Annotated in this window: 22 protein-coding genes; 13 read left to right on the forward strand and 9 right to left on the reverse strand. The window is 68.8% G+C overall.

Features of this window, described 5'->3' with window-relative positions; all coding sequences use genetic code 11:
- Positions 1-7: 7 nt before the first annotated feature.
- From kdpC to IEX50_RS04280, 4 genes are all read left to right on the forward strand, one after another.
- A complete protein-coding gene (kdpC, locus tag IEX50_RS04265; RefSeq protein ID WP_157175500.1) occupies positions 8-580 on the forward strand; it encodes a potassium-transporting ATPase subunit KdpC in 573 nt (190 codons plus the stop codon).
- Positions 577-3,246, forward strand: coding sequence for a DUF4118 domain-containing protein (locus IEX50_RS04270; protein WP_157175499.1), 2,670 nt, complete (start codon positions 577-579; stop codon positions 3,244-3,246). Before kdpC ends, IEX50_RS04270 begins: the two co-directional genes overlap by 4 nt.
- The gene (locus IEX50_RS04275; protein ID WP_157175498.1) at positions 3,246-3,932 is read left to right on the forward strand and encodes a response regulator transcription factor; all 687 of its coding nucleotides are present in this window, start codon (positions 3,246-3,248) and stop codon (positions 3,930-3,932) included. Before IEX50_RS04270 ends, IEX50_RS04275 begins: the two co-directional genes overlap by 1 nt.
- 96 nt (positions 3,933-4,028) lie before the next feature.
- Entirely contained in the window at positions 4,029-4,373 is a 345-nt protein-coding gene (locus IEX50_RS04280) for a hypothetical protein (RefSeq protein ID WP_157175497.1), read from the forward strand.
- On the opposite strand, the gene IEX50_RS04285 is transcribed toward IEX50_RS04280, so the two are convergent.
- Genes IEX50_RS04285 through IEX50_RS04300 form a run of 4 tightly spaced genes read right to left on the reverse strand, consistent with a single transcriptional unit; the run spans position 4,311 to position 8,881 of the window.
- On the reverse strand, positions 4,311-4,970 hold the full coding sequence (locus IEX50_RS04285) for an alpha/beta fold hydrolase (protein WP_157175496.1): 660 nt from the start codon (positions 4,968-4,970) through the stop codon (positions 4,311-4,313). The genes IEX50_RS04280 and IEX50_RS04285 overlap by 63 nt on opposite strands.
- Positions 4,971-5,011: 41 nt before the next feature.
- Complete coding sequence (locus tag IEX50_RS04290; RefSeq protein ID WP_157175495.1) at positions 5,012-6,316, reverse strand: CitMHS family transporter; 1,305 nt, start codon at positions 6,314-6,316, stop codon at positions 5,012-5,014.
- 55 nt (positions 6,317-6,371) lie between these two features.
- Positions 6,372-7,859, reverse strand: coding sequence for an OprO/OprP family phosphate-selective porin (locus tag IEX50_RS04295; RefSeq protein WP_157175494.1), 1,488 nt, complete (start codon positions 7,857-7,859; stop codon positions 6,372-6,374).
- Entirely contained in the window at positions 7,856-8,881 is a 1,026-nt protein-coding gene (locus IEX50_RS04300) for an ABC transporter substrate-binding protein (RefSeq protein ID WP_229673637.1), read from the reverse strand. Before IEX50_RS04300 ends, IEX50_RS04295 begins: the two co-directional genes overlap by 4 nt.
- Before the next feature lie 149 nt (positions 8,882-9,030).
- On the opposite strand from IEX50_RS04300, the gene IEX50_RS04305 reads away from it, so the two are divergent.
- Both IEX50_RS04305 and IEX50_RS04310 read left to right on the forward strand, forming a co-directional pair.
- The gene (locus tag IEX50_RS04305) at positions 9,031-9,696 is read left to right on the forward strand and encodes a response regulator transcription factor (protein ID WP_184075165.1); all 666 of its coding nucleotides are present in this window, start codon (positions 9,031-9,033) and stop codon (positions 9,694-9,696) included.
- On the forward strand, positions 9,693-11,069 hold the full coding sequence (locus tag IEX50_RS04310; RefSeq protein ID WP_157175491.1) for a sensor histidine kinase: 1,377 nt from the start codon (positions 9,693-9,695) through the stop codon (positions 11,067-11,069). Before IEX50_RS04305 ends, IEX50_RS04310 begins: the two co-directional genes overlap by 4 nt.
- 3 nt (positions 11,070-11,072) lie before the next feature.
- Here the strand turns inward: IEX50_RS04310 and IEX50_RS04315 are convergent, their stop codons facing one another.
- Positions 11,073-11,315: a hypothetical protein gene (locus tag IEX50_RS04315; protein WP_157175490.1), complete on the reverse strand. Its 243-nt coding sequence runs from the start codon at positions 11,313-11,315 to the stop codon at positions 11,073-11,075.
- A gap of 88 nt (positions 11,316-11,403) precedes the next feature.
- Here IEX50_RS04315 and IEX50_RS04320 point away from each other — a divergent pair, with 88 nt between their 5' ends.
- From IEX50_RS04320 to IEX50_RS04335, 4 genes are all read left to right on the forward strand, one after another.
- Complete coding sequence (locus IEX50_RS04320; protein WP_157175489.1) at positions 11,404-11,784, forward strand: HNH endonuclease; 381 nt, start codon at positions 11,404-11,406, stop codon at positions 11,782-11,784.
- Positions 11,785-11,854: 70 nt separating this feature from the next.
- On the forward strand, positions 11,855-12,475 hold the full coding sequence (locus tag IEX50_RS04325; protein ID WP_157175487.1) for a LuxR C-terminal-related transcriptional regulator: 621 nt from the start codon (positions 11,855-11,857) through the stop codon (positions 12,473-12,475).
- Positions 12,476-12,745: 270 nt separating this feature from the next.
- Positions 12,746-13,519 carry a bacteriorhodopsin-like gene (locus tag IEX50_RS04330; RefSeq protein WP_157175486.1) on the forward strand — a complete coding sequence of 258 codons (774 nt, stop codon included), beginning with the start codon at positions 12,746-12,748 and terminating at the stop codon, positions 13,517-13,519.
- 19 nt (positions 13,520-13,538) lie between these two features.
- A complete protein-coding gene (locus IEX50_RS04335) occupies positions 13,539-14,474 on the forward strand; it encodes a Brp/Blh family beta-carotene 15,15'-dioxygenase (protein WP_157175484.1) in 936 nt (311 codons plus the stop codon).
- Here IEX50_RS04335 and IEX50_RS04340 read toward each other — a convergent pair.
- Positions 14,457-17,879: an acyl-[ACP]--phospholipid O-acyltransferase gene (locus IEX50_RS04340; RefSeq protein ID WP_157175483.1), complete on the reverse strand. Its 3,423-nt coding sequence runs from the start codon at positions 17,877-17,879 to the stop codon at positions 14,457-14,459. The two genes, IEX50_RS04335 and IEX50_RS04340, sit on opposite strands and share 18 nt — an antisense overlap.
- A gap of 136 nt (positions 17,880-18,015) precedes the next feature.
- On the opposite strand from IEX50_RS04340, the gene IEX50_RS04345 reads away from it, so the two are divergent.
- Both IEX50_RS04345 and IEX50_RS04350 read left to right on the forward strand, forming a co-directional pair.
- A complete protein-coding gene (locus IEX50_RS04345; RefSeq protein ID WP_157175482.1) occupies positions 18,016-18,612 on the forward strand; it encodes a TetR/AcrR family transcriptional regulator in 597 nt (198 codons plus the stop codon).
- A gap of 286 nt (positions 18,613-18,898) precedes the next feature.
- A complete protein-coding gene (locus IEX50_RS04350) occupies positions 18,899-20,722 on the forward strand; it encodes an ABC transporter ATP-binding protein (protein WP_157175481.1) in 1,824 nt (607 codons plus the stop codon).
- On the opposite strand, the gene IEX50_RS04355 is transcribed toward IEX50_RS04350, so the two are convergent.
- On the reverse strand, positions 20,719-21,990 hold the full coding sequence (locus IEX50_RS04355) for an NAD(P)/FAD-dependent oxidoreductase (protein WP_157175480.1): 1,272 nt from the start codon (positions 21,988-21,990) through the stop codon (positions 20,719-20,721). The genes IEX50_RS04350 and IEX50_RS04355 overlap by 4 nt on opposite strands.
- 55 nt (positions 21,991-22,045) lie before the next feature.
- Between IEX50_RS04355 and IEX50_RS04360 the strand changes: the two genes are divergently transcribed.
- Positions 22,046-23,152 (forward strand): alpha/beta fold hydrolase, encoded by a 1,107-nt coding sequence (locus IEX50_RS04360; protein WP_157175479.1) that lies wholly within the window; start codon positions 22,046-22,048, stop codon positions 23,150-23,152.
- Between the two features lie 6 nt (positions 23,153-23,158).
- Here IEX50_RS04360 and IEX50_RS04365 read toward each other — a convergent pair whose 3' ends face one another.
- Positions 23,159-23,626, reverse strand: a complete 468-nt coding sequence (locus IEX50_RS04365) for a nuclear transport factor 2 family protein (protein ID WP_157175478.1) — start codon at positions 23,624-23,626, stop codon at positions 23,159-23,161.
- A 9-nt stretch (positions 23,627-23,635) separates the two neighbouring features.
- On the reverse strand, positions 23,636-24,277 hold the full coding sequence (locus IEX50_RS04370; RefSeq protein WP_157175477.1) for a GntR family transcriptional regulator: 642 nt from the start codon (positions 24,275-24,277) through the stop codon (positions 23,636-23,638).
- Positions 24,278-24,576 lie beyond the last annotated feature (299 nt).

Below are 24,576 nucleotides of genomic sequence, written 5' to 3' on the forward strand. Positions count from 1 at the left end.
TCTTCTCATGGGCAAGGATTTCACCTCCGCACTGCGGCCCGCGATCGTCATGACGATCCTGTTCGCGGCCCTCCTCGGCATCGCCTACCCGCTCGCCATGACCGGCATCGGCCAGGCCTTCTTCCCCTCCCAGGCGAACGGCAGCCTGATCCGCGACGGCAATCGGGTGATCGGCTCGACCGTCCTGGGCCAGGCCTTCACCACGGACCGCTATTTCCAGACGCGCCCGTCCGCCGCCGGCAAGGGCTATGACGGGCTCGCCTCGTCCGGCTCGAACCTCGGCCCCGCGTCGCAGGCGCTGGTCGACCGTGTGAAGACCGACGTCGCACGCGTTCGGGCCGAGGGGATCACCGGCCCGCTCCCCGCCGACCTCGTCACCGCCAGCGGGTCCGGGCTCGACCCCGATCTGTCGCCGGCCGCGGCCGCCGCGCAGGCCCCCCGCATCGCCCGCGTTCGCGGGATGCCGGTGGGCACCGTCACCGCGATCGTCGACCGCGCGACCGAAACCTCGCTGTTCGGCGACCCACACGTCAACGTGCTCGCCATGAACCGCGCGCTGGACACGTCCGCCCGCCGATGACGGACGGCAACCACTCTCGTCCAGATCCCGATGCCCTCCTGCGCCAGGCCGCGCAGGAGGGCAAAGGCCGTCTCAAGATCTTCCTCGGCGCCGCCCCCGGCGTCGGAAAGACGTTCGAGATGCTGTCCGAAGGCGCCGCCCGCCGGCGCGACGGCGTCGATGTCGTGATCGGCGTCGTCGAAACGCACGGCCGCGCCGAAACCGCCGCGCTGACCCGCGGGCAGGAGATCGTGCCGCGCCGCGACGTCCCCTATGACGGCCGCATCCTGAGCGAGATGGACATCGACGCCGTCCTCGCCCGCGCGCCCCGCCTCGCACTCGTCGACGAACTCGCGCACACCAATGCGCCCGGCAGCCGCCACCCCAAACGCTACCAGGATGTCGAGGAGCTGCTTGCCGCTGGGATCGACGTCTACGCCACGCTCAACATCCAGCACGTCGAAAGCCTGAACGACATCGTCGCCAGCTTCACGCGCGTCCGGGTCCGCGAAACGGTCCCCGACCGCATCCTCGAACTGGCGGAGATCGAGGTCGTCGACATCCCGCCCGACGAACTGATCGAGCGGCTGAAGGCCGGCAAGGTGTACCTGCCGCACGAAGCAACCCGCGCGCTCGGCCACTTCTTCTCCAAATCCAACCTCTCCGCACTCCGCGAACTGGCGCTCCGCCGCGCCGCTCAGGCGGTCGATGCCCAGATGCTCGATCATGTCCGCGCGCTCGGCGTCGGCGGCACCTGGGCCGGCACCGACCGGATCGTCGTGGCGATCAACGAACTGCCCGGTGCCGACGGCCTCGTCCGCGCGGGCAAGCGCGTGTCGGACGGGCTGCACGCCCCCTGGACCGCGCTCTTCATCGAAACCCCGCGCACCGCCCATTTCAACGACGCCCAGCATCGCCGCGTGGCCGAAGCGATGACGCTCGCGACGCAGCTCGGCGCCGCGGTCGCCACCGTCCCCGCCGCATCGGTGGTGGACGGCATCCGCGGTTTCCTCACCACCGCCCGCGCGACGCAGCTCGTCGTCGGCAAGTCGCGCCGCTCGCGCTGGTTCGAACTGCTCCACGGCTCGGTCGTCGATCGGCTGGTGCGCGATACGCCCGGCGTCACCGTCCACGTCCTCCCCCTCGACGCCCGCCCCGCCGCATCCGAACCGCGGCAACGGCGCGGCGCCGGCTGGGGCACGCCGTCCGGCTACGCGATCACGCTCCTGCTCGTCGGCCTCGTCACCGCGGTCGGCAGCGCGCTGTTCCATATCCTGGATCTCGGCAATGTCGCCCTGCTCTATCTTCTGCCCGTCATGGTCGCGGCCAGCCTGTTCGGCCTGCGCACCGGGCTGTTCGCCGGCCTCGCCTCCTCGCTCGCCTACAATTTCTTCTTCCTGCCGCCCGTCGGCACATTGAGCGTCAGCAACCCCGAGAACGTCATCTCGATCTTCGTCCTGCTCGGCGTCGCGGTCGCCACGAGCCAGCTCACCGCCCGCGTCCGCGCGCAGGCCGATCTCGCCGCCGCCAGCGCGCGCACCAACGCCACGCTTGCCGGCTTCCTGCGCCAGTTGAGCGCGGTCAACGACCCGTCCGAGGCCGCCCGGCTGATCTGCGAGGACGTCGCCCGGCTGTTCGACGTCCAGGCCGTCCTGCTCGCCCCGCTCGTCGGCCCCGGTCTCGCGGTCCAGGCCGCCAGCACGCCCGACTACCGGCTTGATACGATGGACATGGCCGCCGCCAACTGGGCGTCCGACACCGGCACCCCGGCCGGCAAGGGTTCGGGCACGCTTGCCGCGTCCGAATGGCTGTTCAACCCGGTCCGCGCCGGTGGCCGCACGCTGGCGGTGCTCGGCGTCGCGCGCGACAATGGCGAACCGATCCGCGCGGACCAGGTCCCGCTCCTCTCCAGCCTCATCGACCAGTCCGTGCTCGTGCTCGAACGGCTCCGCCTCGAAATGGAAATGCGCGATGTCGATGCGGTCCGCACCCGCGACCGGCTCCGCGCCGCCTTGCTGTCGTCGGTCAGCCACGATCTGCGTACCCCGCTCACCGCCGTCATCGCCGCCGCGGACGAACTCGGCCACGGCGCCACGCCCGAACTGATCGGCACGATCCGCAACGAGGCCGCGCGGCTCAACCGCTTCGTCGCCAACCTGCTCGACATGGCGCGGGTCGAGGCCGGCGCGCTGAAGCTCAACGTTGAACCGACCGACCTGGCCGACGCGGTCGCCGGCGCGGCGCACGACGCCCGCCGCGCACTCGAAGGCCACGCGGTGCAACTCGACGTACCACCCGACCTCCCCCTCGTCCTAGTCGATCCGCAACTCTTCCACCACTGCCTGCTCAACCTGCTCGACAATGCCGGCCGCTACGGCGACCCCGGCACCGCGATCCTCGTCGCCGGCCGCCACGTCTATGGCGAGATCCGGCTGTCGGTCTGCGATCACGGCCCGGGCCTTCCCCCGGGGCGCGAGGGAGAGGTGTTCGAGACGTTCCACCGGCTGGAGGGCTCCGACCGCGCCGCCGGCGGCACCGGCCTCGGCCTCGCGATCGTCAAGGCATTCGCCGAAGCGATGGGCATGACGGTGGAGGCCGGCAACCGCCCGGACGAACCCGGCGCGGCCTTCACGCTCGTTTTCCCGACCGCGCTGATCGTGCGTGCCGTCGCGTCGGACGCGGTTTGATGCCCGCGCGAATCCTGGTGGTCGACGACGAAGTCGCGATCCGCCGGCTGCTCCGCCACACGCTGGAACGCGCCGGCTATGCGGTGGTGGAGGCGGGCACCGCGCGCGATGCGCTGTCGGGGGCCGCGGCCGAGCATCCCGTCGCGGTGCTGCTCGACCTCGGCCTGCCCGACCGCGACGGCCTAACCCTGATCCCGCTTCTCCGCCGCAACGGCGAGGTGCCCGTGCTGATCGTCTCAGCCCGCGACGCGACGGAGGAAAAGGTCGCCGCGCTCGATCTCGGCGCGGACGATTTCGTCACCAAGCCGTTCGACACCGACGAACTGCTCGCCCGCCTGCGCGCCGCACTCCGTCACCGCGACGCCGGCAACACGGCGCAGAAGACGCTCCACAAGGCCGACCTCACGATCGACCTCGACCGCCGCATCGTCCGGCGCGGCACCGAACCGCTCCACCTGACGCGCAAGGAACATGACGTGCTCGCGATCCTCGCGCGCCACCCCGGCCGCGTCGTGACGCACGACCGGATCATCGCCGCGGCCTGGGGCGGCGATGACGATCCACGCATCGAATATCTCCGCATCGTGATCCGCAACCTGCGGCAGAAGCTCGAGCCCCCCGGCCCGGTAGGCAGCCTGATCGCCAACGAACTGGGCGTCGGCTACCGCCTGCTCGTCGATCCGTAACGAGTCCCTATGCGAACACTATGCGATCGCCCGGAACCGCTCTCGAAACACTACGCGCCGACCGATAACTGGACTGCCTGACCGGAAGGACAAGGCATGGCCGCGTGGCATCGATCGAAACAGGCCGACATCGGCCTCCGCCTCGCGGGACTGGCCTCGTGGGGCGTCGCCTACGCCTCGTTCAACCTACTTCAAGCCGTTGCCAAGCCGACGCTGCACGGCCCGACAGCATTCCTCGCCATCGCACTGGCGGCCACGCTGTTCCTCTGCGCCAGCTCCGGCGCAGCACTGATCACGCTCGGCAACCACCTGCTCGACCGCATCACCGTCAGCGGCCGGTGGCAACGCCTGCCCCGCGTCCCCATCGAACCTGTCCCGCTACCAACCGCGCAACCAAGACCGCAGCAGCATCGTCACCTCGCCAGGGCGCTCCATCGGTGACAGATGCCCGCACGACTTCAGGATATGGAACCGCGCCCCCGCGATCAGCGCACTGAGCGCGCGCGCATCGTCCGGCGTGCAGATCCGGTCACGGTCGCCCACCGCCACCAGGGTCGGCACGCGGATCGACGCGATCGCGTCCGCAATGTCGGGCCGCGCGAGCAGCGCCTGCTGCTGCCGCTCGAACACCGCCTTGCCGACCCGCTCGGCCATCGCCTGCACCGGCCCGCTGATGATCTTCGACAGCTGCGGATCGTCGTGCGGCGCGGTGGCCAGCGACCCCTGGTCCGCCACCGTCCGCGGCCGCGCCTCCATCGACGCGCGCGTCCCGAACAGCGCGATCTTCGTGATCCGGTCCGGCGCCTGCCGCACCATCTCCATCGCGACATAGCCGCCCAGGCTGACCCCCGCGACCGCGAACCGCGGCGGCGCATCGTCCAGCACGCGTGCCGCCATGTCGTCGATCGTCGTATCGCGCGACAGGTCGCCGAACTCCGGCTCGGCCACGTCGCCCAGATCCATGATCTGGCGCGCCCACAACTGGCCGTCGCACCCCATGGCGGGCAACAGCATCAACGGGATCGACGGTCGGTCCATGGTGGGTCTCCGGATTGCGGGACGAAGGACGGTGGCGCGCATCACCCGGCCACGAACGGGAAGGCGAGCGCGATCATCCCGACCAGCGTCATCACCACGCACACCATGATCGCCGGCACCAGCGTGAAACGCTGGTGATCGGCCAGGTCGATCCCGGCCAGGCTGACCAGCAAATAGGTCGACGGCACCAGCGGGCTCAGCAGGTGGACCGGCTGCCCCATCAGCGACGCGCGCGCGATCGCCATCGGCTCGACGCCGTAATGCGCGCCGGCCTCCGCCAGGATCGGCAGCATCCCGAAATAGAATGCGTCGTTGGAGATGAAGAAGGTGAACGGCAGGCTCAGCGCCGCGGTGATCGGCGCCATGTACGGCCCCATCGCGGGCGGGATCATGCCGACCACTTCCTTGCTCATCGCCTCCACCATCCCGGTCCCGCCGAGAATGCCGGTGAAGATGCCCGCGGCGAAGATCAGCGAGACGACCGACAGGACGTTGCCGGCATGCGCGGCGATCCGCTCCTTCTGCTCCGCCACGCCCGGATAATTCACGATCATCGCGATCGCGAACGCGATCATCATCAGCACCGACAGCGGCAGCAGCCCCCACACCAGCAGCGTCAGCAGCGTCACGACCAGCAGCCCGTTGAACCAGATCAGCTTCGGCCGCCGCGCCTCGGGATATTGCGACACCGCCATGCCGGTGAAGTCCACCGCGTCACGCGCCTGCACGCTCCCCATCCGGGTGCGCTCCTTGCGACCGAACCAGACCGCCAGCGCCATCAGGCTGGCCAGCCCGACGATCATGCCGGGGATCAGCGGCAGGAATAGCGTAGCCGGATCCAGCTTCAGCGCACTCGCCGCACGCGCGGTCGGCCCGCCCCATGGCGTCAGGTTCATGATGCCGCTGGTCAGCATCAGCAGGCAGCACAGGTACAGCCGGTTCATGTCGTACCGCTTGTACAGCGGCAGCAGCGCGGCGATCGTGATGATGTACGTCGTCGATCCGTCGCCATCCAGGCTGACGAGCGCGCACAGCACGACGGTGCCGAGCAGGATCCGCATCGGATCGCCCTGCACCAGCCGGATCAGCCGCCCGACCAGCGGATCGAACAGCCCGGTGTCGGTCATGGTGGAAAAGAACAGGATCGCGAACAGCAGCATGACGCCGGTCGGCGCCAGGTTCTTGATCCCGTCGATCATCATGTCGCCCAGGCCCGCGGCCTGACCGGCGACGACGCCGAAGATCGTGGGAATGACGATCAGCGCGACCAGCGGCGTCATCCGCTTGGTCATGATCAACGTCATGAATGTGGCGACCATCAGGAAGCCGAGCAAAGCCAGGTTCATGCGAACGATCCTTGGAGGAAGGTCAGGAGCAGCGGATTTCGCGCAGCGAAGGGCATCAGAAGGTGACCGCGACCCGCGCGCTCAGCGTCTCGCCCGAATCGCCGCCGGTGTAATCGCCGGTGCGGTTGTTGGTGTACCAATGGATGCCGTTCAGCTGCAGGCGGGTGAAGCTGTTGAGGTACCAGTTCACGCCCACGGTCGCCGCCCAGCCGCTCCCGCCGGTCAGCAGGTCGGTCTGGTTGAGGTCCTCGTACCGCGCGGTCAGCTCGATCGCGCCGGGGCCGCCGTCGAACGTCGGGCGCTTCACCTTGGGTTGCCCGAACGCGCCGAGCCGCGGATTGTACGGCGGCAGGTCGCCGGTGATGAAGAACCCGCCCGACACACTCCACGCCTTGCTGGTGAAGTCCGGCCGCCCGCCGTCGAGCTGCGCGTCGCGCCGCCCCGCCTCCGCCATGATCCACAGCGGCCCGCGATAGCCGCCCAGTTCCAGGCCGTACCCGGTCGTCCCCTTGCCGCCGAGCAGCGGCCCGGTCGACACGCGCAGCGCGCCGTTGAACCGCCCGCCGATCACCGTGTTGCGGGTCAGCGTCGTCGCCGCCGGGGACAGCGATTCGTCGAAGCCCCACGCGCCCAGATGCAGCACCGCATTGTCGGTCTTGATCGGGTTCCAGTGCGCGCGCGCCAGGAACGTCCGCCCGTCGCTCACCGTCTGCGTCCCGTCCACCCGGTCGCCCGTGACGGTCAGCGAAGCATGGCCCGTCTTCCAGAACAGTCGCGGCATGATGCCGATGCCGTAGAAGCCGCGCTGCGGAATGATCGCGGTGGCGACCGTCGTACGTTCCAGGAACGGCGTCGAATCCGACCCCGTCGATCCTTCGAACCCGCGATCGTTGAACAGATGCCCGGCGCGCACATCATATTCCAGCCCGGGCGAGATCCGGTTGCGCCAGCCCATGAACGCGGTCACGACATCGACCTCGTTCTCCGAAAAATCGGCCTCCATCTGGTAGAAGAAGTGCGTGCCGACGCCGCCTTCCAGGCCTAGGCGCAACGCGCGCATACCGGTCGTCGTCAGGTTGCGGCCGTCCGATTTCGACCCGAACGAACTGCTGACGTCCGCCAGGATGCGCCCGCGCGGCTTGAACGTGTAGACGCCGTCCGCCGAGTGGAACACCGGCAGGCCCGACCCCCATTCGGTCGTGACCCCCGACGGATTCTCGCGCGCCGCGATCGCCTGCGCCACGTTGCGCTCCGCGGGTCCCGGCGGCGCCAGCTGCGGCGCGAACGGCACGGTCCGGCGCTGCTCGGGTGTCGCCTGCGCGACCTGTGTCGGGGCCGCCTGCGCCGCAGGAGCAGGCACGGGTGCCGCTGCCGCAGCGGCCTGCTGCCCCTCCAGCCGGTCGAGCCGCGCCTGCAGCGTCGCGATCTGCGCCGCCTGCGCCTGCACCAGGCGCGCGAGTTCGGCCGCATCGGGCGTCTGGGCAAGCGAAGGGGTGGCAATAGCGAGCGCGAGCAGCCCACAACCGGTACGCAACAGGATCATCGGGAAACTCCGGAAAGGATCGCCTGCCAGTCGCGCAAGAAACGCTGGCGGGTGATGCGGTCGAGATAAACGAGAAGTTGTGGGCCCACGCGGATCGGCCGGGCCTGCGCCGCGGGCATCCGCCGCGCGGGCACGTCGGTTCGCACGGGCCAGAGGCTCCGTTCCGCCAGCAAGGACTGGCCACGGCGCGACAACAGGAAATCGAGGAACAGCTTGGCCGCCGCCGGCGCGCGGGCGTCGGCCGCGATGAACGCGATCCGCGACGTCACGATCGTATAGTCGCGCGGCAGGACCACGCCGATCCGCGGATCGCGCTTCGCCCGTTCCAGCGCGTAGGACCCGATCACGTTATACGCGATCGCCTGCCGCCCCGCCGCGACCGCCGCCAGCATCGGCTCCGTCCGCGCGACCAGCACGGGCTTCGTCGCGGCGATGGCGGACAGCAGCGCCCGGCTGTCGCGCGTGATCGACATGTCCTCCGACAGGTACAGATACCCGACGTCGGACTGCCGCGGGTCGAACGTCGTCACCCGCCCGGTGAACTGCGCCCGCCGCCGGCGCAGCAACGCCTCCAGCCCGGCATGGTCGCGCGGCATCGCGGCGTCGGGGATCAGCCGGCGGTTATACGCGATGCCGATCGGCTCCGCGGTCACGCCGTACCCCATGTTCTTCCACACCGCCTGCGCCGGCAATGCGGGCTTCTCCGGGCTGGCATAGGCCTGCGCATAGCCGTCGTTGATCAGCTTCACCTGCAGGTTCATCGCCGACGACCACACCAGGTCCGCCGACGGCCGCCGCGCGCGCCGTTCCGCCGTCACCCGGCGGTAAATCTCGGTCGATCCCAGATCGGCATAGCGCACCGCAATGCCCGGATAGGCCCGCCTGAACGCCGCCACGACCCCCACCAGCTCCGCCCGGTCGGCATTGCCGTAGACGGTCAGTCCGCGCTCGGCCTGCGCCGCGGCGATCAGCGCATCATAGGATCGGGGATAGCCCGCCGGACGCTCGGCGGCAGCGGGCATGGCTGTCACAGCCGTCGCCCCCGCCATCGCAATCGTCAGACAAAGGATTCGCATCCCGGCTCCCTCTCGCTTTTCCGCTTCTGTGATCGGATAAGCCCATGGATGCGATACGCGCCCGACCTGTCAGGAACCTTTCACCGCGGGCCACCATGCGCGTCCTGATGATCGAGGACGACGCGGCGCTCGCGCGCAGCATCGCGACCCTGCTGCGCGCCGGCGGGCACGCGGTCGATCACTGTACGGGCGGCGAGGAAGCGCTGACTTTGGTCTCGGGCGAACCCTATGCGGTCGTGATCCTCGACGTCGGCCTGCCCGGCATCGACGGCTTCACCGTGCTCGAACGGCTCCGCCGCCGCGGCGACCGCGTTCCCGTCCTCATGCTCACCGCGCGCGACGGGCTGGACGATCGGGTCCGCGGGCTCGATCTCGGCGCCGACGACTATCTCCGCAAGCCGTTCGACCCAGAGGAGCTGGAGGCCCGCGTCCGCGCGCTCGGCCGGCGGCGCGGCGGCGATCCGGTGCCGGTCGTCACGATCGGCGCGCTCACCCTCAACCGCTCGACCGGCCAGGCCGATGTCGCCGGCCGCCCGCTCGCGCTCCGCCGCCGCGAATGGGCGGTGCTCGACGCGCTCGCGACCCGTGCAGGACAGGTCGTACCACGCGAACTGCTGCTGGCGGAGGTGTTCGGCTATGACGAACCGGTCGGCCCCAACGCGATCGAGGTCCACGTCACCCGCCTGCGCAGCAAGCTCGGCAGCGCCGGCCCGCAGATCCGCACGATCCGCGGCGTCGGCTACCTGATCGACGCCGGATGAACGCGCCGCCGCCGCGCCATGCCGTGGCCCTCCGCACCCGCCTGCTCGTGTCGATGCTCGGCCCGCTGCTGCTCGTCGCGGTCCTGCTCGGTCTGGCCGGCGCCACGTTGATCGCCGACGTCGTGCGCCGCACGAACGACCGCGTGCTGGGCGGCGCGCTCGGCGCCATCGCCGAAACCGTCCAGGTCGAACGCGGCGAGGTCACGCTCGACCTGCCCCCCGCCGCGTTCGGGATGCTGGAGAACAGCGAACGCGACAATGTCTATTACCGGATCGGCGTCGGCCGCGACCTGCTCACCGGCTATGCCGACCTGCCCGCCCCCCGGCCCGAAGAACTCGCGATCGATCAGCCGCGCTTCCGCTTCGCCCGCTATCGCGACCAGCGCATCCGCATCGCGGAGGTCCGCCGCGCGCTCCCCGCAATCGACCAACCCGTGATCGTGCAGGTCGCCGAAACGCTCGACGGCCGCCGCGCACTCGCCCGCCGGCTGATGTTCGCGCTGCTGGTCGGCGAGGTCGCGTTGGTCGGCATCGCCGTGCTGCTGCTCCGCCCCGCGCTCGGCTGGAGCCTCCGTCCGCTCGCCCGGCTGCGCGGCGCGGTGGAGGCGCGCGATGGCCCCGCTACGCCTGATCTCTCGCCGCTCGATCCCGGCCCGCTGCCGCTCGAACTGCGCCCGCTCGCCCAGGCGTTCGACCGGCTGCTCGCGCAGCTCGACACCGCCACCGCCGCCACCCGGCGCTTTACCGCCGACGCCTCGCACCAGATGCGCACGCCACTCGCGGTGCTGAAGGTGCAGGTCGCGCTCGCCCGCCGCGGATCGCAACCCGCGCTGGACGAGATCGCCGACGCCAGCGCCCGCCTCGAACGCCTGCTGACCCAGCTGCTCGCGCTCGCCCGTGCGGAGGAAGCGGGCGCCGCCGCCCCGCTCGAACAGGTCGACCTGCGCGAAGTCGCGGTCCGTGTCATCAGTCGCAAGATCGGCCAGGCCATCGCCGCCGACGTCGAACTCATCCTCGACGCCGCTGAAACGCCTGCCATGATCACCGGCCACCGCACGCTGATCGTCGAAATCCTGAGCAACCTCGTCGACAACGCAATCCGCTACAACCGCCGCGGCGGGCTGGTGACGGTGGCGATCACGCCCGACCATGACGCCACCACGCTGTCGGTGCAGGACGACGGCCCCGGCATCCCGCCGGCCGATCGTGAACGCGTCTTCGACAGGTTCATCCGGCTCGGCCGCGGCGACGGTCCGGACGGCAGCGGCCTCGGCCTCGCGGTCGTACGCTCCGCCGCCGCCCGCACCGGGGCGACGATCACGCTGGACGACGCGCATCCCGGCTTGATCGCGCGCCTCCGCTTCGATCGTTAGGGCTCAGCTCGGATGCGCGGCACTGTCCAGCGCATCGTCGCCGCTCTCGGTCGGCATCGCATCCGCCGTCGGCGCGCCGGACAAGCCCTCGTCCAGCACCGGCTCGTCGGCCAGCGCGACATTCTCCGCCAGGATCATCTGCTCGTACGCGATCTCCAGGTCGGCGACGCCGGAACCGGTCGGCAGGATCGGCGGCAGGTCGATGAATTCGCCGGGCTTCTCGTCTGGTGTACGCTCGTCGGTCATCGCTCTCTCCTCATGGCGGGGTCATTGCCGGGCCTGAACGCGCCGCCCCGCCTTTTCGTTCGCCCGATCCGCCACCATATCACAGCACATGGGAGGACGCGTCAAAGGCCGGGCCGGACTGGCGCAAGCGGAAGCCCGTTCGGCGCGCGAAACCGCCATCACCGCCTGCGCACTATGCGATCGCCCGCTGGGCACGCGCACCGAATGGCACCACATCATTCCCAAGAGCCGCGGCGGCACCGAAACCGTCGCCGTCCACCCGATCTGCCACCGCGCGATCCACGCCAACGTCTCGAACCGCGATCTGGCGACCCGCTTCCCGACCATCGCCGCGCTGCACGCCCGCGACGACATCGCCCGCTTCCTCCGCTGGATCGCGAACAAACCCGCCGATTTCCACGCGCCGACGCGGAAGTCCTCGGCGGTCGATGACCTAAGTCATGGGCTCCCCCCGATTACGACCGAATAAGAACCCTGGTCGATTGCCCCCGCGGCGCATCCGGGGCAGTCTTGCGTCGGGCAATGGGGGGTTCAGGGGAATGTCAGTTGATACCGACGCCAGGTCCGCCCGCCGGCTCGTCCGGCTGGTCAAGGACAGCCCGATCCCGTCCGTTATCAGCGACCCGCGCCTACCCGACAACCCGATCATCGCCTGCAACCAGCCGTTCTGCGACCTGACCGGCTACCCCGCGGACATGGTGGTCGGGCGCAACTGCCGCTTCCTCTCTGGCCCGTCGACCGAACCCTGGCTGTCGGAGGAGATCCGCCGCGGCGTGCGCGAACACAAGCCGGTGCTCGTCGAAATCCTGAACTACAAGCGTGACGGACAGCCGTTCCGCAACGCCGTCTTGGTCGCGCCGCTCTATGATGAGGACGACCAGTTGCTCTACTTCCTCGGGTCGCAGCTTGAAATTGATACCCAGGCCGCCACCCCCACCAGCATGCGCCGGATCCGCGCCGCCGAACTGGTAAAGTCGCTCTCGCCGCGCCAGAGCCAAGTGCTGCGCTTTGTTGCACAGGGCTGGCTCAACAAGCAGATCGCGGCCGAACTCGGCCTCGCCGAAAAAACGGTGAAGATGCACCGCGCGATCCTCATGGAACGGCTCGGCCTCGCCACCACGGCCGACCTGATCCGGCTGGCGGTCGAAGCCGGACTTTAACGATCTGCCCCGGTACAGCCCAAGGTCCGTATCGCGACGTGTCGCACGCGGGCGTACCAACTTCATCGACGCCACAGCGGCAGCCGCCACGAACGGAAATAACCCGACCTGTTCGCGGTTCCGGCCCGTGCAGCCCCGGAAGGACCGGCCGCCGCTGTGACGTCAACTCGGGTGGACCGAGGACCGATGCGGCTTGTCGGCCATCGCCCCCGCAACAAAGCGGCCCCGCCGATGCAGCGGGTCCGAGACAGTCAGGCGATGGAGGTCCCGATGGACAGTATTACCCCGTTCCAGTTTTCGTTAGTCTACAACGCATTCTCGTTCACCTTCGCGACCATGGCCGCGTGCACTCTGTTCCTCTGGCTCAGCCGGTCGCAGGTCGCACCCGCCTACCGCACCGCGGTGACCATCTCCGGCCTCGTGACCGCGATCGCCGCCTATCACTATCTCCGCATCTTCGAGAGCTGGAACGAGTCCTACACGCTCCAGAACGGCATCATCGCGACCACCGGTTTCGCGTTCAACGACGCCTATCGCTACGTCGACTGGCTGCTCACGGTGCCGCTGCTGCTGATCGAACTCGTGCTCGTCATGCGCCTGTCGCCGGAGGAAACGTCGTCCAAGACGCTGCGCCTCGGTTCCGCCGCCGCACTGATGATCATCCTCGGCTACCCGGGCGAAATCGCGACCGACATCCCGACCCGCGCTATCTGGGGCACGCTGTCGTCGATCCCGTTCGTCTACATCGTCTGGGAACTGTTCAGCGGCCTTGGCAGCTCGGTGGCGTCGCAACCCGCCGCCGCACAGGGGCTGGTCCGCAAGGCACGCCTGCTGACCTTCGCATCGTGGGGCTTCTACCCGATCGTCTACATGGCGCCGTTCGCCGGTCTGACCGGTTCGACCGCCACCACGACGATCCAGCTCGGCTACACGATCGCCGACATCATCGCGAAGGCGGGCGTCGGTATCCTGATCTACATGATCTCGGTCCGCAAATCGCAGGTGGAGAAGCACGACGCCCCTGCTTACGCCGAACGCTACTGATCCCGTCCAGCCAGTCGGCATGACCGCCGCCGTTGCCGGACATCACGATCGCCGCGTCCAAACCGGGCGCGGCGAAGTCGTGCGTCCGGCGTTCTGGATCGCTGCGCTCTTCGTAGGGGTCGCACTGGTGATCGGCCTGCCGCTCGACGGGCCGACCGCCAGGCTCATCGCAACCGGCGTCTTTGTCGTCGGTGGGATGCCGCACGGGGCCTACGACATCGCCCTCCTCTCCCGCGCCACCCGCCTTGGGCGTCGCGGGCTCGGCCTCGCACTCGGCGGCTACATCGCGATCGCCGCCGCGATGGCCGCGCTTTGGGTGGTGGCCCCGCTCCTCGCACTCGTCCTGTTCCTGATCGTCGCCTCGGTCCATTTCGGCGAGGACTGGACGATGATCGAGGAACCCCTGTTCAGGGTCGCCGCCGGCACCGCCATCCTCGCCGCCCCCGCGATCAGCCACTTTGACGAGGTCGCCAGGCTGTTCGTCGCGATGTCCGGCACGCCCTACGGCGCGACGGTCGCGCGCGCGCTGATCGCCGTTGCGCCGGTCGCGCTGCTGGTCACCATCGTCGGCATCGCGACCGCGTGGCGCGACGGTGCCCGCGCCTGGGCGGTTGCAACGACCGTCGCGATCGCCGGACTGATCGTCGCGCCGCCGGTCGCCGGGTTCGCGCTGTTCTTCGTGTTCCTCCACTCCCCCCGCCACTTCGCGGAGGCAGGCACCGTGCTGCACGGTCGGTCGCGCGGCTGGTGGATGGCGACCGGCGCGCTCATGTCCGCCGCCGCCATCCTGGGCTGGGTCCTGTTCGCCACCCTGCTGCGCGACCGCCTCACCCCCGACGACACCGCGCAGGCGTTCCAGCTGCTCGCGACCGTCGCCGTCCCGCACCTCGTTTTCTCGCGCTGGATCGAACGCCGCCTGGCCCGCGACGGTCACGCCTCAAGCAACGACCGCTGACCGCCCGGACGCCTCCGCCACCGCACGCTCGCCCATCGTGACATAATCGAGCTTGCCCGTGCCCAGCACCGGCAGCGCCTCCACCACCCGCACGTCGCGCGGGATCGCCAGCTCCGCCACGCCGTTCGCCCGCCCCCACGCCTGCAGGTCGCTCGCCGTCGCACCCGCCCGCGTCGTGAACAGCACCAGCTGCTCGCCCTTGCGCGCATCTGGCCGCGTCACCACCGCATGGTCCGCCCCCGGCCACACCGCCGCGGCATAGCCTTCGACCGCGGGCAGCGAGACCATCTCGCCGCCGATCTTGGCGAACCGCTTGGCCCGCCCGCGGATCGTGATGAACCCCGCTCCGTCGATCGTCACGATATCGCCCGTGTCGTGCCAGCCGCCCGCCGGGGGTTGCAGCACGCCCGGCGCATCCGCCTTCAGATACCCCGCCATGATGTTCGGCCCGCGGATCGACAGTCGCCCGCCTTCCGCTATGCCCGGCACCGGCTCGACCTTTGCCTCGATCCCGGGCAGCAGCCGCCCGACGCTGCCCGCATGGAAATGCATCGGCGTGCTGACCGCGATCACCGGCGACGCCTCGGTCGCGCCATAGCCTTCCATGATACGCAGCCCGAACTTCTCGGCATAGGTCCGGCGCGTCTCGTCGCGCACCCGCTCCGCCCCGGCGAAGATGTAGCGCAGCGCGTAGAAGTCGTAACCGTGTGCCATCCGCGCATAGCCCGCCAGGAACGTGTCGGTCCCGAACAAGATCGTCGCATTGGCATCATAGGCCAGCGCCGGCACGATGCGATAATGCAGCGGGCTCGGATACAGCAACGTCTTCACCCCCGACAGGATCGGCAGCAACGTCCCGCCGGTCAGCCCGAAGCTATGGAACACCGGCAGCGCGTTCAGCACCACGTCCGCCGAATTGAAATCGATCCGCGCCGATAGCTGGAGGCAGTTGGACAGCAGGTTGCGGTGGGTCAGCACGACACCCTTCGGCAACCCTTCGGACCCGCTGGTGAACAGGATCACCGCGGGCGCGTCCGGCGTCACCCAGTGGCGACGATGCAGCCGCCCGGCCCAGCGGGTCGCCGCCAGCGCGCGCAGCTTGGCGAGCCCACCGATCCCCGCACCGATATCCTCCAGATAAAGGATGCGGATCCCCGCCCCCGCCAGCCCGTCGATCACCTCGCCCAGCTTCGCCTGCGTCACGAACGCCCGTGCGGTCAGGATCGTCGCGATCTCCGCTGCGCCACACGCCGCCTTCAGGTTGGTCAGCCCCGCGGTGTAGTTTAGCATCGCCGGCACGCGCCCGACGCCCTGCAACGCGAAGAACCCGACCACCACGCCGTTGACGTTGGGCAACAGCATGCCGATCACCTCGCCCGGCCTGGTCAGCGCCGCCAGCGGGCGACCGAGCGCGATGCTGCCGGTCAGCAACCGGCCATAGCTCAGCGGCTCGCGCTTCACGTCCTCGACCGCGGCGGCGTTCGCACCGTGAATGTCCTTCGCATCGATCAACGCATGGTACAGCGTGCGGTGCGTGTCGGACGTCGCGAAGATCATCTCGCTCATCACGTCGTAGAGCTTGGCACCCGCCGCCGCGCGACGCTGACGCGCGGTGTCGCCCTCCACCACGAAACGCCGCTGCGGCAGGATGGTCAGGTCGATCTTCGGAAACGTCCGCAGCCGCACCTTGCCGCGCAGGCGGGAGAAAGGCGTGTACTGCGCGCCCGAAATCCGCACCGGCACGATCGGCGCCTCCGCCTTGTCCGCGATCATGCCGGGCCCGTCGAACACCTTCATCAGCGCACCGGTTACCGTGATGCGACCTTCTGGAAAGATCACCAGCGTCCGCCCCTCGCGCACCGCCTTCACCATCGCCTTGGCTGCCATCGGGTTCGTTGGATCGACCGGGAACGCATCGAACATGCCCAGGAACGGCCGCACCCACCATGCCTGCGCGATCCGGCTCGCGACCGCGAAGGTCGGCTTGCCCGGCAGGAACGCGGCGAGCAGCAGGCCGTCGAGGAACGAGACATGGTTCACCACCACCACCGCGCGCTCCCCCGGCTGCGGCATGTTCTCCGCCCCGTGCACGTCGACGCGGTACAGCAGCACCAGCAGCCCGCGGATCAGCGCCTTGAACACCGTCTCCGGCAGCAGCCAGCAGGAGATGAGCGCCACCGCCAGCGTCGCGAAACCGAGCGTCCCGATCACGCCGGGCACGCCCGTCCCGCTCGCCAGCAGCCCGGTCACCACCGCGACCAGCAGCACCGTGACGCACGCGTTGACGATGTTATTCGCCGCGATAATCCGCGACCGTTCCGCCGGCGCGCTATGCACCTGCAGGATCGCATAGAGCGGCACGATGAAGACGCCGCCCGAAAAGGCGATGCCGGCTAGCGCGAACAGGATGTGCCAGCTGCCGGCACTGGCCAGGAACCCGGCTACGTTCGTCTGCGAGCCCGCCGCCTGGTATCCGCGCGTCGCGATCCAAAGGTCGATCAGGAACGCCGCCAGCCCCAGCGCCGCCGCCGGCACGTACCGCGCCGACACCGCACCGTTCAGCAACATGTTCACCACCAGCGATCCGGCCGCGACCGAAACCGAGAAGACGAGCAGGAACAGCGTCACCACGCCCGCCCCGGCGTTCAGCGTCCCGCTCGCCAGCGGAGCGAATTCCGACAGCAGGATCGCGCCGACCGAAAAGAACCAGCTGATTCCCAGGATCGCCAGCCACACGCCCCGCCCCGCCTTCGCCACCGTCAGGATTTGCCACGTCCCCTTGAAGATGTTGCGCTGGATCCGCAGGTCCGGTGCCGCGGCGGGCGCGGACGGCACGGCCAGGCTTGTCACGAAACCGAGGATCGCAACACCGGTCGCGATCAGCCCCGCCTCCCACGGCGGCACGACCCCGCCCAGCAACTGCCCCGCCAGGATCGCCAGGAACGTCCCCGCCTCGATCAGGCCGGTCCCGCCCATGATCTCGTCGTTGCCCAGATGCTGCGGCAGGATCGAATATTTGACCGGACCGAAGATCGTCGAATGCACGCCCATCAGAAACAGGCACGTCAGCAGCACCGGCACCGACTGGAACCAAAACCCGCCGATCGCGATCGTCATGATGCCGATTTCCGCACCCTTCACGATGCGGATCAGCTTCGCCTTGTCGTATTTGTCTGCCAATTGCCCGGCCAGCGCCGACAACAGGAAATAGGGCAGAATAAACAGCCCGGTCGCGATCGTCGCCAGCATCTCCGACTTCTCGGGCGCGGCCGCGTACAGTCCGAAATTGGCCAGGAACAGCAACGCGAATTTCAGCAGGTTGTCGTTGAACGCCCCCATGAACTGCACGAGGAACAACGGACCGAACCGGCGTTTGCCGAGTAACGAAATATCAGGCGCGGACATGTGATGACCCCCGTGTCAGAGCATGTGGCCGGTGGCGGCATCGCCGTTCCCGTCTTTCAACGCCTTGCTAACACAAACTGAGCATTGCTCAATAACTAAATTGGACACTGCTCAGTTTCTTTCGTATCGGGATCCCATGGGCCGCCGATCCGATCATAGCCGCGAACAGCTCGAAACGCTGATCCTCGATGCCGCCGCCGCATTGGTCGCCGAAACCGGCCTCGCCCGCTTTTCGTCGCGGGAGGTCGCGCGGCGGATCGGCTACTCGATCGGCACGCTGCACAACGTCTTCGGCACGGCGGACCGGCTGGTCACTGCGATCAATACGCGCAGCTTCGGCCTGTGGGCGGCCTATCTGCGCGGGCGGCTCGCCGCCGCGCCGGACGGCGACCGGATCGCCGCGCTGGTCGACGGCTATTTCGATTTCGCGCGCGCCAATACCCATCTCTGGACCGCGATCTACGACCACCGCCTGCCCCCCGACACGACCTTGCCAGATGCGGACCAGCAGGCACGCGGCGTGCTGACCGAGATCGTGATCGGCGAGGTCGCGCACGCGCTCGGTCGCCCGGCGGACGAACGGGTCGCCGCACTCGCCCGGTCGCTGATCGCGACCGTCCACGGCCACTGTGCATTCGCGATCAGCGGCACCTGGGCGTTGATGGGCGAGGCCGCGCCCGAAGTGGCCGCGCTTGCCCGGGTCCGCGAAACCCTGGCCCTGCAACGCGACTGACGGCCAGGGCCGCCGTACCCGCCGGGATCTTGCGTCAGATCAATTTTTCGCCACCAAAGAAACCGACCATCATCGTGACGAGGAGTCGTGAACGGACCAAGTACAGACGAGCCAGCCGGCGCTACGACGGAATATCACGGCAGCCCGTAATCGCCCGTTCTCTTCCGCGACATGTCCCGCGGCCGGTCCCGCTCGTCGCATAGTGCTCCCTGCCCCGGAACAATTCCCTATGGCTGGCGGCGAAACTGTTGCATTGCAGCACATTGATCCCAAGGGAGAGTTGGTTTTGCCCTTCCTCGCCGGGCCCTGGCGGTTCGTGTGGCATTATGTCGCCGCAAAGCCGTATATGTTCCTCGCGTTGGCCATGGTCGTGGTCGGCGCGTCGAGTAGTGCCATCTACGTCCAATATTCGATGAAATTGCTGATCGACGCGATGACGGCAAAGCCGTCGGTCATGGACCATGTCTACGGCGCGCTGGCGATCTTCATCGGCATGACGCTTCTCGAAAGCCTGCTTCAGCGCGTCGCCGCCTTCACACTGAGCAGTGTCACGGTCCAGTCCGGCGTGAACATCCGGCTCGACATGTTCAACTACCTGACCGGGCACCAGCTGCCGTTCTTCCAGAATCACCGCGCCGGTGCGCTCGGCCACCGCGTGTCCACGCTGTCCGGCTCGTTCGGCTCGGTCATCCACCGGCTGTTCCTCGAAATCGCGCCGCCGCTCATCGCCTTCACCGGTGCGATCATCATCTTTGTGTCGATCGACGTCCGCATGTCGATCGCGCTCAGTCTCGTCTTCCTGATCGTGACCGGTGCCCTCGTGGTGCTGGGCTTCCGCGGCCACGTCCATCACCAGGATTTCGCCGGTCGCGCGGGCGTGGTCGGCGGTGAACTGGTCGATCTCATCAGCAACATCTGGGTGGTGAAGGCGTTCGCCGCCCGTCGGCGTGAGGCCGAACGGCTGCGCGGTTTCCTGCTGGAGGAAGCGGCGGCGCAACGCCGCGGCTGGTTCTTCGTCGAACGGATCCGCGGCCTCCATGATTTCGCACTCGCGCTGCTCGTCGGCGGCACCCTCCTGTGGACGATCGGCCGCTGGTCCGCCGGCCTTATCACCACCGGCGACGTGGTCGTGGTCAGCACGCTCACCTTCCGCATCCTCCAGGGCTCGCGCGACCTGGCGATGGCAGTGATCGATACCAGCCAGCAATGCAGTTATCTGCGCGAGACGCTCGACGTCATCGGCCTGCCGCAGACGCTCAACGATCGCCCGAACGCCAAGCCCCTGACGGTGCGCGACGGCACCGTCCGGTTCGAAAACGTCACCTTCGGCTACACCGACGACAGCGCGATCCTGCACGGCCTGTCGATCGACGTCCCCGCCGGCCAGAAGGTCGGGCTGGTCGGGCCGTCCGGCGCGGGCAAGTCCTCGATCCTGCAACTGATCCAGCGTTTCTACGATCCGCAGTCCGGCGACGTGCTGATCGACGGCCAGTGCGTTGCCGCCGTGACGCAGGACAGCCTGCACGAAGCGATCGCGGTCGTGCCGCAGGAGGTGATGCTGTTCCACCGCACCGTCATGGAGAATATCCGCTTTGCCCGCCCCGGTGCCAGCGATGCGGACGTCCGCCGCGCGGCGGAGGCGGCCGGCTGCGACGGGTTCATCATGCAGCTGCCCGACGGCTATGACAGCATCGTCGGCGAACGCGGCACCAACCTGTCCGGCGGCCAGCGTCAGCGCATCGGCATCGCCCGCGCGTTCTTGAAGGACGCACGCCTCGTCCTGCTCGACGAGGCCACCTCGGCGCTCGATACCGGCTCCGAAATGGAGGTCCAGTCCGGCCTCAACGCGCTGATGACCGACCGCACCGTCATCGCCGTTGCACACCGTTTGTCGACGATCGCCGCGTTCGACCGTGTCCTGGTGCTGGAGGAAGGCCGCGTCTTGGAGGACGGCGCCCCGCAGGACCTCCTCGCCCAGCCCGACGGCCTGTTCCGCAAGCTCTGGCAGCTTCAGGCCGACGGCCTGATCCAGTCCGACGTCGTCCTGCCCGACACCCCCTGCCCACCGCTCGCCCCGCCCCGCCCGACCGAACTGGCCGCCCCGCTTTAAGGTCGGCTCGCACGCCTTTCAAAACGCGTCAGATCGAACGGCGCGAGATCGACCCGCGGCTCCGCTCCCCGCGCCAGCGCCGCCACCAGCTCCCCCGTGACGGCCGCCAGCGTCAGCCCCAGATGCTGATGCCCGAACGCATAGAGCAGATTGTCCGCAACCGCCGCCCGCCCAATCGCGGGCAGGTAATCGGGCAAGGTCGGCCGCGCACCGATCCACCGCGTGGCCCCCTCCATCGGCAGGCCGAGCGCGGCGGCATGATCCTGCAACCGGCGCCACTTCGCCGCGTCGGGCGGCGTATCGCGTCGACCGAACTCGACGATCCCAGCCATGCGCATCCCGTTGCGGAACCGCGTGATGATCACCGACCGATCCTCGAAAACGACCGGCGGCAGGTCCAGGCCGTCCCCGCCCGCGTGCAGGTGATAACCCCGCTCCGCGATCATCGGCACCCGCAGGCCCAGCGGCGTCAGCAGCTCCCCCGCTGCCGCCCCCGCCGCGACCACGATCCGGTCCGCCGGCATCCGGCTGTCATCCTCCAGGAACACGCAGGCGCGCCGCTTGACGGCGCGGATCGCCGCGACGCTTCGGTCGATCCGCACGCCGCCGATCGCCGCGAACCGCGCCGCCAGCGCCGCCTGCAACGCGGGGAGATCCGCAATCTGCCCGCTCCCCGTGAAGCGGATGCCCCCCGCGATCGGCACCGCCACACTCGCCGCAACCGCCGCGCATTCCGCCGCGCTCAGCGCCGTGAACCGCGTTGTCCCGGTCCCCGCCGCACGCCATCTGGCCAACCCCGCCGCCGCGGTCGCCGCACTTTCCCACACGACAATATGTCCCGCCTCGATCAGCAGGTCATGCACGCCGGCATCGTCCAGCACACGCCGCCACGCCGGCATCGCGTGTTTCAGCAACGCGGACAACGCCGCCCGTCCCGCCGCGAACCGCGCCGACCGGCTCGCCCAGACCAGCCGGATCACGAACGGCAACCATGTCGCGATATCGCGCGGCGGCAACGCCAGCGCGCCGCCGTTCCGGAACAACCGCCGCCACGCGCCGCGCACCGCCGCCGGCGACGCCAGCGGTTCGACCTGCTCGATCGCGATATGCCCTGCATTGCCCAGCGACGCGGTCGCGAAGATCCCGGCCGGCGCGATCAACGTCGTCGCAAACCCGCTACGCTGCAACGCCAGCGCCGCACACTGGCCGACCACCCCCGCGCCGATCACGATCGCAGTCTTCGGGGTGGCCGCAAAATCGGTTCGCATGGCGGCGCAACTAGCTTAGCCTGTTCTAATCGTATACAAAATATTGGAGCCGCGGATGTTCGCATTGCCCCTGTCCCTGCTGCTCGCATTCCAAGCCCTCGCCCCCGCCGCACCGATCGCCTCGCAGTCCCGCGCAGCCCCGACGAAGACATGGCCCACGACCGAAGGCGACGTCACGCTCGACCGGTTCCGCTTCGCCGCCGGCGGCGAACACCCCGCGCTCCGCCTGCACTACACCACGCTAGGTACCCCGCGCCGCGATGCGCGTGGCACGATCGTCAACGCCGTCATGGTGCTCCACGGCACCGGCGGCACGGGCAAGCAGTTCCTCAGCCCGCAATTCGCCGATGAACTCTACGGCCCGGGCCAGCCGCTCGACATCACGCGCTACTACATCGTCCTGCCCGACAATATCGGCCACGGGCGGTCGTCCAAGCCGTCCGACGGCCTCCGGATGCGCTTCCCCGCCTACGACTATGCCGACATGGTCCGCGCGCAACGCCTGCTGCTCGACAAGCTCGGCGTCGGCCAGCTGCGCCTGCTGATGGGCACGTCGATGGGCTGCATGCACGCGTTTCAGTGGGGTGAAACCTATCCGGACGGTGCCCGCGCGTTGATGCCGCTGGCCTGCGAACCGGTCGAGATCGCCGGCCTCAACCGCATGTGGCGCCAGATGCTGGTCGACGGGATCAAGGCCGATCCCGCCTGGGCCGGCGGCGCCTACACGACGCAGCCGGTGCTTGGCCTGCGCACCGCGGCCGCGCTGTCCGTCGTCGCCGGCGGCGCGCCGCTCAACATGCAGGCGCTCTACCCGACCCGCGCCGCCGCCGAGACCTATGTCCGCGACCGCGTACAAAAGGACATCGCCAGCCGCGATGCGAACGACATGATCTACCAGTTCGAATCGTCGCGGACCTATAATCCCTGGGCGCAGCTCGAAAAGATCACGACCCCGATGACGTGGATCAATTCGGAAGACGACTTCATCAACCCGCGTAACCTGGACTTCCCGCAGCGCGCGATCGCCCGGATGCCGAACGTCCGCTTCCGCATGATCAAGGAGTCCGCTGACACGCGCGGCCACGGCACCCACACCTGGGCGGTGAACTACACGGCGGACCTAATCGACCTTCTCGCCCGGACCGAGCCGCCGAAGCCCTGACCCGGTTCAGGGTCTGGCGGGCGCTTCCAGCGACGATACATGGTTCATCGTCACGACCCAGCGCCCGCCGATCTTCCGGAACAGCCGCGTGTTGATCCCGGTCTGCGGGTCCACCGGCCGATCGAGCCGGTAACGCCCGACAAGCATCGCCGCGTCCGGCGCCAGCATCTCGATCTTCAGGTGCCAGAACCGCAGGATACCGCGCCGCTCGGCCGTCCCGCCATAATCGCGGAGATAATGGTCGAGCGTCCCCTGCCATCCGTCCTGGATCCGGCCGCGCGACACGAACACGACACCCGGGTTCGCGAACCCCCGCATGTAACCTCGAAAATCGCCACGGTTCCACGCCGCCTCCATCGCGGCCACGCCCGTGCGAATCTCCGCCGGCCCGCTGCTCGCCACCACCGCCGCCGGCCGCGCCGCCGGCGCGCTCGCCGAAACGACCGCGAGCGCCAGCGCGAACGACAGCCGCATCACGACCGCTCAGCCAAGCTGCAGACGCAGGTCGTCCAGCGTCTTTACGACATGCACCCGGCTCAGCTCGATCACAGCCGCCTCGTCGCGTGCGAGCCAGGCGTCGAAGATCATGCGATGCTCCGCATTGGCGCGGTCGTCACGCCCCAGCCATTCCAGATGCTTGCGCACATAGCGTTCCGACAGGATATGCAGGCGTTCAAGAAACGTCAGCGTCACCGGCTGCGCGCAGGGCCGCAGCAGCGCCAGATGGAACGCGCGGTTGAACGCCCCCACCCCCGCCCCGTGCGCGTCGGTCACCTGTTCCAGCGTCTCGATCGTCGCTGTGGCGAACTGCTGATCTTTCGATTCCGCGCGCAGTGCCGCCGCCGCCGTCGCCTCCGGCTCCAGCTTCAGCCGCAGCGCGAACACCTCCTCCGCCTCCGACGTGCTCAGCGGCCGCACGAAAAAACCGCGATTGGCCTGCGAAAACACCAGTCCCTGCTGTTCCAGTCGGGTCAGCGCCTCGCGCAGCGGAATCTTGCTGACCCCCAGTTCGGCCGCCAACGCATCCTGCCGGATCGCCTGGTCGCCCGGAATGCTGCCGGAAATGATGCGGTCGCGGACAAGGTCGGCGACCTGATCGGAAAGGTTACGAATGACTAGGCTCATGCACCCCTCATAGCACCGGAAATCCGCGCCAGAAGGGGTCCTGACGATCCCATGTGACGATGTTCGTTTCGGCGGCGATCGCCGCGTCCCTTTCCAATAGCAGCTGCCGTCGGGTGCGACTATGTTCACAGGGCTTGCGGCCGGGTCGCGACCGTATACGATCGGACAATCGTCGCGTCGGTAGGGGGGGAAGCCGGATGCCAGCAAAGCCGTCGACTCACGCCCGCCATCCCGGTCTCCGCAACCGGGCCGATCCGCCGCGCCCCGACCGCGAGACCCGCGCCGCCCATCGGAGTTGC

This window comes from Sphingomonas prati, from assembly GCF_014643515.1.
Taxonomy (GTDB): Bacteria; Pseudomonadota; Alphaproteobacteria; order Sphingomonadales; family Sphingomonadaceae; genus Sphingomonas_R; species Sphingomonas_R prati.